We start from the raw sequence: 12,290 nt of genomic DNA on the forward strand, positions 1-12,290 counted from the left end.
GCTCCCACAATTGATTTGTGGTGGTTTGAGAATTCTGTTTGATCCTTGCGGCGGTTCTGGTATTTGATTGAACCTTTCCCCCATGAATAAAAGGATCTTGTCATGAGCTACCGCACGCTAGGCCATTCAGGGTTGCAAGTCTCGACGTTGACCCTGGGCACCATGATGTTCGGCGAACAGACCAGCACCGAAGATTCGCTGCGGATCATCGACAAGGCCTGGGACCAGGGCATCAACTTCATCGACACCGCGGACGTCTACACCGGCGGTCGCTCCGAAGAAATCGTCGGCGAGGCGATTGCCCATCGGCGCCATGAATGGGTGCTCGCCACCAAGGTCGGCTTCGGCCCGCCGGACGGTATGCCTAACCGCAGCGGCCTGAGCCGCAAGCATCTGTTCAATGGGATCGAGGCCAGCCTGACGCGCCTGGGCACCGATTACCTGGATATCTATTACCTGCACCGCGAAGACCACAACACCCCGCTGCACGTCACCGTGTCGGCCATCGGCGACCTGATTTGCCAGGGCAAGATCCGCTACTGGGGCCTGTCGAACTACCGCGGCTGGCGCATCGCCGAGGTGATCCGCATTGCCGACAGCCTGGGCATCGACCGCCCGGTCATCAGCCAACCGCTGTACAACATCGTCAACCGCCAGGCGGAAACCGAGCAGATCACAGCGGCGCAGAATTATGGCCTTGGCGTGGTGCCATTCAGCCCCCTGGCTCGCGGCGTGCTCAGCGGCAAGTACGCGCCAGACGTCGCACCGGACGCCAACAGCCGTGCCGGACGCCAGGACAAGCGCATCCTGGAAACCGAATGGCGGGTCGAGTCCCTGCGCATCGCCCAGCAGATCCTGGAATACACCCAGGGCCGGGGCGTGGGCATCGTCGAGTTCGCCATCGCCTGGGTGCTGAACAACAATGCCGTCACCTCGGCCATCGTCGGGCCGCGCACCGAGGAGCAGTGGGATTCGTACACCAAGGCGCAGGCGGTGAAAATCACGGCGGAGGATGAAGCGTTCATCGATTCGCTGGTGACACCGGGCCATGCCTCGACGCCGGGGTTCAATGATGTCGGCCATTTCGTGCCGGGGCGCGTGCCGCGTACGTCGTAACTTACACTGAGATCACCGTGGCGAGGGAGCGTGCTCCCGCTCGGCTGCGCAGCAGTCGCTCTTTGGGGCCGCTACGCGGCCCAGCGGGAGCAAGCTCCCTCGCCACGGGTAAACGGCTTTCCGTATCGTGCTGCAATTCCAATAACAAGAGGCATCCGTGTCCAAAGGCATCGCTCTATCGGTCTCGGCATCCGCCCTGTTCGCCGTCATGTACTACTACACCTCGCTGCTCGCGCCGCTGACGGGCCTGGAGATTTTCGGTTGGCGCATGTTGCTGACGATGCCGTGCATGACTGCGTTCATGCTGATCTCCCGTGAATGGAAACTCGTCTCGGATCTTGTCGCACGCCTGATCGCCACGCCGCGCTTGCTGCTGGGTGCAATGGCGTCATCGGCATTGATGGGGGCGCAGTTGTGGCTGTTCATGTGGGCGCCGCTCAATGGCTACAGCCTGGACGTGTCGCTGGGCTATTTCCTGCTGCCGCTATCGATGGTCCTGACGGGGCGCATCGCCTATGGCGAGCGCCTTTCGCGTCTGCAGAAAGCCGCGGTGTTTTTCGCTTCTCTCGGCGTGCTCAACGAGCTGTACCGGGTGGGTGGGTTTTCCTGGGCGACGTTACTGGTGGTGCTGGGCTATCCGATCTATTTCATCCTGCGCAAACGCCTGCGCACCGACAACCTGGGTGGGCTCTGGCTGGACATGACGTTGATGCTGCCGTTGGCGCTCTGGTTCGTGCAGAGCGGCGAACAAGGTTTCAAGGTTTTCAATCAACACCCGTGGCTGTCGCTGCTGATCCCGCTGCTCGGGGTCATCAGTGCCTCGGCCCTGGTGGCCTACATCGTTGCCAGCCGGTTGCTGCCCTTCAGCCTGTTCGGGCTGTTGAGCTACGTCGAGCCGGTGTTGTTGCTGGGGGTCGCGCTGCTGCTGGGTGAAAGCATCCAGGCTGAAGAATGGCTGACCTATATCCCCATCTGGATGGCCGTGGCGGTTCTGGTATTCGAAGGGTCCAAGCATATGGTGCGGCAACGGCGCCGGGCCTGACTGCCCCAGCTTGCATCACGAAACACTCTGCGCCCACGCGCCAGGTCCAGCTCCTTTATCATGCCCGCACGAACGCCAGGAGGGCGCTCGGCAGACCTTACGATAAAGGAATTATCGATGTCAGAACCTTCCCAAGGGCGATCCGCCCAACCAGGGGTGGAACGGATTCCACCTGTGGTGATCACCGATATCACGTCCCATCCGCTGCAACGTCTGCCCGAACATAACGACACGCAACCGGATAAAAAACCAACGCCCCGGGAACGGCTCACGCGTTTGGATGAACGCCTGGGGCCGGTGAAGATTGGCGAGTTGAGCATAAGCCGCGTCGACCTTTATCGCATGGGCGCACGCCTGGGCGACGACGGGACCGCAACAGACTCGGCACTTCTTTCGCAACCGGACGGAGCGCTGATCGATGCCGTCCGGTTCGATCCACTGATGATCGAGACTTACATCAAGGCGCACCCTTCGGGCAACGCCCCCGATGCGACCTCTCTGTTGTTCGAGCTCGCGTCCGTCCGATCCTCCAGCTCCCCCGCGATTCTTGAGCCAACACCAGGCCACGTCCCCAGCGGGTCGATGGACACGTTCGGCAAATTGCTCGATGCGTTGCAGGCGATGCAAGCGTTGCAGGGCCAACCCTTCGCACCGGGCATGCCAACCTGGGTCAACAACCTGAAGAGCCACGGTATGCTCACCGCTGCGCTGGGCATGCAGATCTACGGAATCTACGGTGGTCTGGTGGGGATCCGTGATGGCCTGAGAAACAGCGATCTGGCCGAGATAGCGGTCAGCTCCGGGGAAATCGGCGGTGAGCTCACTTCGGTCATGGTGGAGCACGGGCTGTTGAAGACCGGAAAACAAATGCTGCGCCAGGCTGACCGGGTGCTCATGGGCTTCAAGGCCACCGCCGTGGGCAAATGGCTGATCCGCAGCGCGGGCCTGATGGCCGGCATCCTCACGCTCCCTTTCGATATCTACCACGCCATCAATGCCTTCGACGCCGCCGCCAGATCCACGGGCAAGGAAGCCATGGACCATTACGTCTCGGCCGGCATGAGCGTGGCGAGCGCAGGCCTCTCGGTCGCGCTCGGGGCGGCGGCAATGGCGGGGTTCGGTCTGACCGGCGCGGTTGGGTTGGTGGCGTGCGCCGTCCTGATGGTGGGCGCAAGGGTCTACGGCGCAGCACGCCAGGTCGATGACATTGACGATTACATTGAGCTGAGCATCAACGAACGCTGGCGCTCGGGTTGGTTCGCGTTCACTGGGCAAGCGCTCGATACTCAAGTGATGGGACGCTACGAGGTTGCGCGCACCCGTGTCGGGTACACCCAGGCGCTGGTGGACCAGGCGCGCAAGCTGCTGGACGGCGAGCTGAAACCCAGCGTGGAAGCCCTCGTCAGCGGCCGCTTCGAAGTCAACATGCAACCGCTCAAGCACTGGAGACTGCACTGGGATGACGGCGAGCAGCCTTACCGGGAAGTGAGCACACCAGAGGTAGTGGAAAGCGACGATGTAATCGACGCATCTCGGGGGCTGGACAAGGCTCCCAGGGTGACCGTCGGTGAACCGGGCAAGGGCAAGGGCATCTATTGGCAGTTGGGTGGCGGCAACGACCAGGTCTTCGGCGTATACGACAAACCCAACTACTTCAGCTTCTCAACGGGTAAAAAGAGCCTGACGGGAGGTTCGGAGGATGATGCGTTCATGTTCCATGTGAACGAGACACTCAAGACGCCGGTCGTGGATGCCAGGAACGCGCTGCATGGCGGCGCGGGCAACGACACGCTGTCGTTGCAGGGTCGACTCCCGGACGTCAACGGCTCTTACGCCTATCTCGGCCTTGAAATCGATCTGCCCGGCGGACTCTCCCTGTTGAAGTCCCACGACGACACCCACCCTGCCCACTACGCAACGATCACCTCGATTGAAAACGTCGAGACACTGCCCCGTGGCTACAGCCGAGTCATCGGTGACCGGCACCCCAACCACATCACGCTCAATGGTATGGATGACCGAGCCACCGGTGGACGCGGCGATGATGTGTTCCGGCTGATGGGCAACTCCAGTCGGGTCGACGGTGGCCCCGGCACGGACCGTTACTACGTCGCCATCAACACTGGCGACATCCATATCACCGAGGATGGGACGGAGCCGAGCATCATTGAACTCGGCTATCCAGCGGAAGGGATCAAGGGTTGGGAAATCCAGGGCACGTCATTGAAGGTGACGTTATCCCATGATGCGCAGACAACGGATTTATTTCGCGAGCTGTGCATTGTCGATACGTATTGCCAGGTTGGGACTCAACGGGTCCTGCGTAATGACGCTCTGCTGTTCGTGACGCAAGATGGCTTCACTTTCAAGCCGGATCTGCCAGACGCTTTGCTCGCCCCGGAAGATCACCCCGTCAGCGCGATCATGATGCATCAAGGCAAATCGCCGCCCGCGCCGGTCATTTTCAATGGTGAAAAAGTCGCCTCACGGGATCTCGTCTCCGAAAACTATTTCGTTGCCAGGGAATGCCCCGACCCTATCTTCGATATCCCGCAGCAACCGGCCAACGCAACCACCACGCTGTTCCTGGACCATGACGACAGCGAATTGGAAGCCGTCCACGCTCATTATCGCGTGGAGGTTCGCACCATCGGTTATTGGAACTGGCTGACCTACAGCGACATGAAGCTGGTGCTGCAATTCACCAACGGCACGCGGCTGACGCTCGATCATTGGATGAAGCATAACCAGGGTGTTGCGTCGAATGTCACGGGCATGTTGATGTCCACTGGCGTATCGCTCACGCGCGCCATCACTCTGGTCTTTCGTGACGGCACCTCCTACCGGGTGGGTACGGTACGGCCGTCATTCCACGATGATTACCAGAACCCGGGAACACGCGTGGTCGAGGGGCGCCATGTACTGCGCCGACGCCCTGGTCGTGCTGTCTTCCGGTCCCCGTCCCGTGAAGTCATACGCCTGCCTTCCAGACCGCAAAAAATCAGGTTACCTGAACGCCAGCACACCAGCATTTACGAGCTGGAGGGCAACGCCTCCACTTACGAAGTCCACCCCAGCCCTGGCGCCACCCTGCGCCTGTATACGACCAGCGCAACCGATTCGTCGGGGTGGAATATTCACGCCGACAGCTTTGACATGGATCTGGCCCGCAGCGATATCCGTGTCGGTAGGACCTGGGTCCTGCTCGGTGACGTGCGGTTGTTGCTCACGCCAGAGCCCGATGACCGGAAACCACCGGAAATTGTGCATGTGGAACTCGTGTCCGGCACCCGTTACCAGATCGACACCGCTCTGGCGAAAGCGCGACTGTTGAGCATCAATGCCAGGTTCCATGCCGACATTGCCACGCTCCTGCGAGAAATCCAGGCCCATGAAGCTGATGGCAGCCTGGCGACGACATTTCTCAGCGTCGCTGGCGTTCGCCTCGCTGACGGCACGCCAGGCGCGATCTTCTATGACGTACTGGACCAGCGCTGGATTCTCGCTAGCGACGACACGCAAGAAGTGAACAGCTCGGACCTGATGATCGGGACCGTTGCCCAGCACTGAACAACACTCCCTCAACACGTCCAAGCAGCCAAGACCAACCCGTCCGCACGCGTCGGCACCGGCTGGCCGCTGCAACACGACACCTATCAAGGAAGAGAACATGTCTCCAAAAAAACCTGTGCGCCCGAAGGGCACAGACACGCCAGGCACCGATCCGGGCACGATCACCCTACCCGACGTCAGGCTGCCGCCTCATCTTGCATTGCCTGGGACCGGCATCCCGCCACGCCCCCACACGTCGACGTCCGAGCCCAGTGGCTCTGCCGGGGCTTCATCCCAGAAGAGCCCGCCGCCACCCGTCGAGCTGACGGACCCGACCAGTGGCGCCCCAACGGCTGCGCAGCCTTCGCCAAGGTCCTTGGATCGCTACGCGCTCAATCCACCCGAAGGGTTGCCACCGGCCCGCGCCGATGGTCTTCGGGTCAACGGCAACGGCAGCTACGTCGATCTGGACGACGGAAAAGTCGCCCGGGTCGTCCATGACCCTGCCTTGAACGCTTATTACGCGTGGGGCCTGAATGAACTGTCACCTTCGGGCCCGGCACTCTATCGGCCAACAGGCGCGGTGTCCTGGCGCGAAAACGCCTTCGCCACGAAGCTGCGGGCCTACCAACTGGGCAAGGACCAGCGAGCAGTATTCGATCGCAGGAACGAGGGGCTATCGAGCCAGTCCATCAAAGAGCGCGACGCTGCTTTAGGCCCTATTTACCGGACCCAACAGAACCAACTGAAAGAGGACGCCCGGTTATTCCTTCAAAACGCCCAACGGATCCCTCGTTCCGCCGCTCCTTCGTTGCTTGGCGTGGAGACATTTTCCAAGCTCATCGAGAAAATCTTCGAACACTCCCAAGGCCTGGTCATGACGGAGCGGTTTTCGGGCACCGGCAGCAAGATGCAACTGATCGACGCGATGCCGGCACTGGTCGCAAGCGGTGTAACGACGCTGTACCTGGATCGCTTGCGAATCGACATCGACCAGGTCGTCCTGGACGGGTTCGCCAGAACCGGTGTCCTCGACGCCAGACTGAAGCGTCGCCTGCACGCTCTCGACGTGAATGATGACGCGGTCCCGCCAACGCCCTACACCTATCAGAACCTGATCATCGCGGCGCGGGAAAATGGCATAAGGGTCCAGGCCCTGGACTGCGCCGCCAGGGCCCAGGCGGAACTGTCCGGAGACGACGGTTTCCGAGGCCTGTTCACGTATCACGCCAGCCAAGTGATCAATGCCGACCGCCTTAATCGTCCGCAAGGCAAGTGGGTCGCCCTGGTGGGAGCGTCCCAGTATCGTAAAAGGAACATCGCTCTTGAACAGGAGCAGCACGCCACGGTGACTTTCAGCTACCCCAACACGCCTGGCCTGGCCCAAGTGCAAGGTGTGATGAGCTTGCATGTCGAGGACCTTGCCCATGGCCCGAACCTGCAGGTCATCCAGGACCCGTCGCTCGGGGCCGCTGATTTGAACCTGAACGTAGGGGGCCAGGGCATGAAGCCATTCGAGCTGCCCGTTCGTTACCGACGCGTTCTGGAACAAGACATTCGAAGTGCCAACCTTACGCAGGACCCCCATAGCCTTTTTGCGACAATACCGGTGCAGCGTGGTCTCGATGTCGAAACCGCCCAGAGGGAACGTTTCCAGCGCGCCAGGGATACCATCAGCGCCAGCCAGTACTTCTTCGAAGGCCAACCGGTCACCCGCCCCAGGCCGCGCACGCCGGCACTGCGACCTTACAGCCCACCCCCCGCTGTGCTTGAAAGCATTTACCGTGTATCCAATGGCCTGGTCTTGGGAGCGGCCTACAACGCCATCGGCGCCAGGAAGTTCTTGATCGACAACATGCCCGCCCTGAAGGAGCAGCAGGTCAAGACGCTCTACATGGAAAACCTGATCATTGAATACGATCAACCCCGGCTGGATGCATTTGCCTCCAGCGGTGCGATGTCCGATCCTCTGCGGGCGAATCTCCGGCGCCAGGACGAACTCCAGCAGATGAATTCCTCCAGCGCCCATTCGTTGGTCAACCTCATCACTGTTGCTCACCGGCACGGCATCAAGGTGCAGGCGCTCGACACGTCGATCACCTTCAGGGACGAAATGAGGCGGCACGCCCCCGAGCGCTCCAGGAACTTCAAGTACGTGGCCCATACCCTCATCGAGACCGACCAGGCCCACCGGGGCCCGCACAAATGGGTGGCGCTGGTGGAGAGCGGCCACGCCAATACCGCTCGAAACACCCCCGGATTGGCTGAACTGCAAGGTGCCGTCGGGGTACGCGTGGTCGATGCCGGCAGTCAACCCACGCGAGTGCTGCCCGATGAAGGAGAGATCGTTTCCAGTCTCTTGCCCATCGCACGACCAGCCGCTCACCGTACGCCCTCCGGCGCCGGGTACCTTTTTGTGAAGTCAGATCTGCTGCTGGAGATAAGTACCGGCACCCAGCTGATACGGCGGGCGCCCGTCAGCCCTGGCAAGTTGTTGAACAAGCCGAACGAATTCCTGATCGAACGCTCGGAAGATGGGTTTCAGCTGTACCTGGCGAAACATCAGCTGGGGGACTTCAGCGTATACCCTCTGCTTATGGCCGCTGACCAGCTATCGGTCGACATTCCCGACCTGTCCCAGCATTACCACCGGGTGTGGCAAGTCAACAAAGTGAAGTTCAAGGAAATCGACGCACTGGTGTGGGCGCTCAAGACTGCCGGTCTGAAACAGGTCAGCGGCACGACGGTGATTCCCGTCTCGCCGCTGCGCCTGATGGATAGGCACCCACGGCTGACCGATCCTGGCATGTACCTTGTCGAAACCAGACCGGAAGGCACCATGATCTTCCACCGTTCCAAGGACAGCTCGATCAAAAGAACGCTGGTCAGCAAGGATCAGTTGTCGGGCAAGCTTTATATCAATCGACCGGAATGGGGGCTTACCGAGCTTCGTCTGTTTGACAACCTGGACGCCCTCACGGCCCACCTGGATGAAGCGATTGGGTTGAAACGCGTGCAAAGCGCCTGACAAACAGCACCGGTCAAGCATTGATGCCGGACCTGCTCTGGCCAATATCCAGGGCGCGGGCGAGCTTGCTGGCGACGGCGCCACCACGGGCGGATGGATCGCCAGCGTAGCTTGCGCCGGGCAAAAAAAACCGCCCGGCATCAGGCCGGGCGGTGTTTGTGACACTCAGGCATTAGTCAGTAGTCAGCACACCACGGCGCACCTGGTCACGCTCGATCGACTCGAACAGCGCCTTGAAATTGCCCTCGCCGAAGCCATCGTCGCCCTTGCGCTGGATGAATTCGAAGAACACCGGGCCCATCAGGGTTTCCGAGAAAATCTGCAGCAGCAAGCGTTTGTCGCCCTGCTCGGAAGCACCATCGAGCAGGATGCCACGCGATTGCAGCTCCGCCACTGGCTCGCCATGATTCGGCAGACGGCCCTCGAGCATTTCGTAGTAGGTGTCCGGCGGCGCGGTCATGAAGCGCATGCCGATTTTCTTCAGCCCATCCCAGGTCTTGATCAGGTCGTCGGTGAGGAACGCCACATGCTGGATGCCCTCGCCATTGAACTGCATCAGGAACTCTTCGATCTGGCCGGCGCCCTTCGAGGATTCTTCGTTCAGCGGAATGCGGATCATGCCGTCCGGCGCGGTCATGGCCTTGGAGGTCAAACCGGTGTATTCGCCCTTGATGTCGAAGTAGCGGATCTCGCGGAAGTTGAACAACTTCTCATAGAAGTTCGCCCAGTACGCCATGCGCCCGCGATACACGTTGTGGGTCAGGTGATCGATGATCTTGAGCCCCGCACCCACCGGATTGCGGTCGACACCTTCGAGAAACACGAAGTCGATGTCATAGATCGAGCTGCCTTCGCCAAAACGGTCGATCAGGTACAGCGGCGCGCCGCCGATGCCTTTGATCGCAGGCAGGTTCAGCTCCATTGGGCCGGTCTCGATATGGATCGGCTGGGCACCGAGTTCCAGGGCGCGCTTGTAGGCTTTTTGCGAGTCCTTGACGCGGAACGCCATGCCGCAAACCGACGGACCGTGTTCGGCGGCGAAGTAGGACGCCACGCTATTGGGCTCGTTGTTGAGGATCAGGTTGATCGCGCCCTGGCGATACAGGTGTACGTCCTTGGAGCGGTGGGTCGCTACCTTGGTGAAACCCATGATCTCGAAGATCGGCTCCAGGGTGTTGGGCGTAGGGGATGCAAATTCGATGAATTCAAAGCCCATCAGGCCCATCGGGTTTTCGTATAGATCTGCCATGTCGGCGCCTCATCATGCTTATCAATTAACAAGAAACGTTAGTTGCCAGTGATGCTGAGGGCGCGCGGCGGCGCGCAGGAAATACCGCGGACGCTGCGGGCGAGGAAATCGCCATAGATCAGTTGAAACCCAAGTATCTTCATTGTCGACCCAAGGCTCTTGCGGGCGAGGCTTCTGCTGCCAGAAGACGTTATTCTTATATGCGTAAATCGATTCTACACAGCGTAACCACATTTGTCCGCCTTGGGTATCAAATCGCCTTTTTGGCCGAGCGTGCAAGGGGTTTGTTGCACAGGAAAATACCCATCAGGATCAGTCCCCCGCCCCCGCACATCAAGGCCGTAAGCCGTTCGTCCAATAGCAAGGCGCCCAGCAGGACCGCCGTCAGTGGATTGAGCGCGATGAACACGCCGGACCGGGTCGCGCCAATCCGGCGGATGCCGTCATACCAGGCGATATAGGCCAGCGCCGAGCCCAGTACGCCAAGGTACAACAGGCTCAGCCATTGCCCGGCATCCAGTGCGGTCAGCGCCGCGAAGCGAATCTCTCCCCCGGCCGCGCACGCTCCCCAGAGCATCAGCGTGCCCAGCAGGATCGACCAGGTCACCGTTTGCAAGGGGCCAAGGCTTTCATTCAGGCTTTTGGAAAATAGCGAGTAGATACCCCAGCCGAGCACGCAGCCGAAAATCAGCACGTCGCCTACCCACCCTTGCTCCGTTGTTTGTAGCAAGGCCGGGTCACGACCCACGATCACCAGACCCGCCCCGCCGAGACACAAGACGATGCCGGCGACTTTCAAGCGGCTCAGGCGCTCCTTGAATAACCACCAGGAGGCCAGCCCGATCACCGCCGGGTTCAACGCCACGATCAACGAGGCCCGCGACGCACTGATGTATTGCAAACCATAAAAGAAACACAGGTTGTAGAAGAAAATACCGAAGAAACCCAGCATCGCCAGCTGCAAGCCCTGCTTCAGGCTGGGCCTGGCCAGAGGAATGCCGGCCACCCCGAGAAACACCAGCAGCGCGAGACTCGCCAGCAAAAAGCGCAGGCTGGCGGCCAGCATGGGCGCCAATGCATCGGAGAGGATCCGCCCGGCCACGAAGGTCCCTCCCCAGATCATTGTGACCATGGCGAGCTTCAGGTAGACCTGCAGGTCGGAAGCGATCGGCATGGAATGTTCCATGGGTTTCATTGCTTTCATCTCATTCAAGGTCGTTCGGATGCCAGTGACGAGGGAGCTCCCTCGCCACGGTTTTCTCTGTCGCTCAAGTGCCGTATTGTTCGCCTCATATCTTGTCATCGTAAAATGAGCCTTTACTCATGACCCTGACCCAACTCGAAATCTTTTCGCTGGTCGCCGAGCTGCGCGGCTTCACGGCAGCCGCGACACGGTTGGGCATCGGACAATCAGCGGTGTCGCACGCAATCAGATCCTTGGAAAACGAACTGGGCGTCGAGCTGTTCAGGCGTCATCAGACCCTGGTGGAGCCCAGCGACATCGGCCAGCAATTGCTGCTGCGGGCCCGAGCCATGCTCGGCTTGGCCAACACGCTGCGCCAGGAAGCCGCCGATGCCCGAGGCATGCGCCGCGGAACCTTGCGCATCGGCTCGTTCGGCCCGACAGCTTCGATGAAGCTGTTGCCCGCTATCCTGGAACGCTTCAGGACCTTGCACCCGGGGATCGAAGTGCATGTCGACGAGGGGCCGGACCGGCAGGTTCTGCAATGGTTGGACGAACGCCGGATCGACGTCGGTTTCGTGGTCTTGCCGGAGGAACGCTTCGATACGTTCGCGTTGATGACCGACCAGATGGTCGCCCTGCTCCCTGCTGCTCACGCCCTAGGGGATCGAACCCACGTGCAACTCAAGGATTTGTGCGACGACCCTTTCATTCTCACCGAGGCCGGCTCGTCGGAACTGGTCTGGCGACTGTTCAATGCCGCGCGCTTGACACCCAATCTCCGTTATCGCTGCTCGCAACTGCTCAGTACGCTCGACCTCGTCACTCGTGGCAACGCGGTGAGCGTAGTGTCCGAAGGCTCGTTGCCCCTGTTCGATAATCCTGGCTTCGTTGTTCGTCCTCTGTCGCCTCCCATCCCACGACAGATCGGCCTGGCCGTACTCGATAGCCGCCAGGCCTCGCCGGCAACCCTGGCATTTATCGAGCTGGCACAGGCCGTTCAGCCGACTTGATTGCGCTTAACTTTCGATAGGGTTATCTATTAGCCCAACGGACTAGAGCACGCGATTTCATTACACCGCCTAGTACTGCTAACAGCCAATCTCCGTCGCCAGTCGCT

The 12,290-nt window shown here is 60.5% G+C and carries 7 protein-coding genes; 5 read left to right on the forward strand and 2 right to left on the reverse strand.

The features are described from left to right. Positions 1-102: 102 nt before the first annotated feature. The 4 genes from J3Q04_RS14735 to J3Q04_RS14750 all read left to right on the forward strand — a co-directional run bounded on the left by J3Q04_RS14735 (position 103) and on the right by J3Q04_RS14750 (position 8,738). Positions 103-1,116, forward strand: a complete 1,014-nt coding sequence (locus J3Q04_RS14735) for an aldo/keto reductase (protein WP_434610989.1) — start codon at positions 103-105, stop codon at positions 1,114-1,116. 157 nt (positions 1,117-1,273) lie between these two features. Next, complete coding sequence (rarD, locus tag J3Q04_RS14740) at positions 1,274-2,158, forward strand: EamA family transporter RarD (protein WP_420767726.1); 885 nt, start codon at positions 1,274-1,276, stop codon at positions 2,156-2,158. Positions 2,159-2,275: 117 nt separating this feature from the next. Beyond that, the gene (locus tag J3Q04_RS14745; RefSeq protein ID WP_434610986.1) at positions 2,276-5,728 is read left to right on the forward strand and encodes a hypothetical protein; all 3,453 of its coding nucleotides are present in this window, start codon (positions 2,276-2,278) and stop codon (positions 5,726-5,728) included. A gap of 100 nt (positions 5,729-5,828) precedes the next feature. Further along, positions 5,829-8,738, forward strand: a complete 2,910-nt coding sequence (locus J3Q04_RS14750; RefSeq protein ID WP_434610984.1) for a hypothetical protein — start codon at positions 5,829-5,831, stop codon at positions 8,736-8,738. Between the two features lie 172 nt (positions 8,739-8,910). On the opposite strand, the gene hppD is transcribed toward J3Q04_RS14750, so the two are convergent. Both hppD and J3Q04_RS14760 read right to left on the reverse strand, forming a co-directional pair. Continuing rightward, complete coding sequence (hppD, locus tag J3Q04_RS14755; RefSeq protein ID WP_434610981.1) at positions 8,911-9,987, reverse strand: 4-hydroxyphenylpyruvate dioxygenase; 1,077 nt, start codon at positions 9,985-9,987, stop codon at positions 8,911-8,913. A 250-nt stretch (positions 9,988-10,237) separates the two neighbouring features. Next, a complete protein-coding gene (locus J3Q04_RS14760; RefSeq protein ID WP_434610978.1) occupies positions 10,238-11,182 on the reverse strand; it encodes a DMT family transporter in 945 nt (314 codons plus the stop codon). Between the two features lie 128 nt (positions 11,183-11,310). Between J3Q04_RS14760 and J3Q04_RS14765 the strand changes: the two genes are divergently transcribed. Further along, on the forward strand, positions 11,311-12,183 hold the full coding sequence (locus J3Q04_RS14765) for a LysR family transcriptional regulator (RefSeq protein WP_434610975.1): 873 nt from the start codon (positions 11,311-11,313) through the stop codon (positions 12,181-12,183). The last annotated feature ends 107 nt before the right edge of the window (positions 12,184-12,290 follow it).

It is taken from the genome of Pseudomonas sp. D4-21, from assembly GCF_051132125.1.
GTDB lineage: Bacteria > Pseudomonadota > Gammaproteobacteria > Pseudomonadales > Pseudomonadaceae > Aquipseudomonas.

Bases quoted from the DNA above. Each gene is read 5' to 3' on its own strand.
- J3Q04_RS14750 (WP_434610984.1), top strand. From the start codon at position 5,829: ATGTCTCCAAAAAAACCTGTGCGCCCGAAGGGCACAGACACGCCAGGC.
- J3Q04_RS14765 (WP_434610975.1), top strand. From the start codon at position 11,311: ATGACCCTGACCCAACTCGAAATCTTTTCGCTGGTCGCCGAGCTGCGC.
- J3Q04_RS14735 (WP_434610989.1), top strand. From the start codon at position 103: ATGAGCTACCGCACGCTAGGCCATTCAGGGTTGCAAGTCTCGACGTTG.
- J3Q04_RS14745 (WP_434610986.1), top strand. From the start codon at position 2,276: ATGTCAGAACCTTCCCAAGGGCGATCCGCCCAACCAGGGGTGGAACGG.
- J3Q04_RS14760 (WP_434610978.1), bottom strand. From the start codon at position 11,182: ATGAAACCCATGGAACATTCCATGCCGATCGCTTCCGACCTGCAGGTC.
- hppD (WP_434610981.1), bottom strand. From the start codon at position 9,987: ATGGCAGATCTATACGAAAACCCGATGGGCCTGATGGGCTTTGAATTC.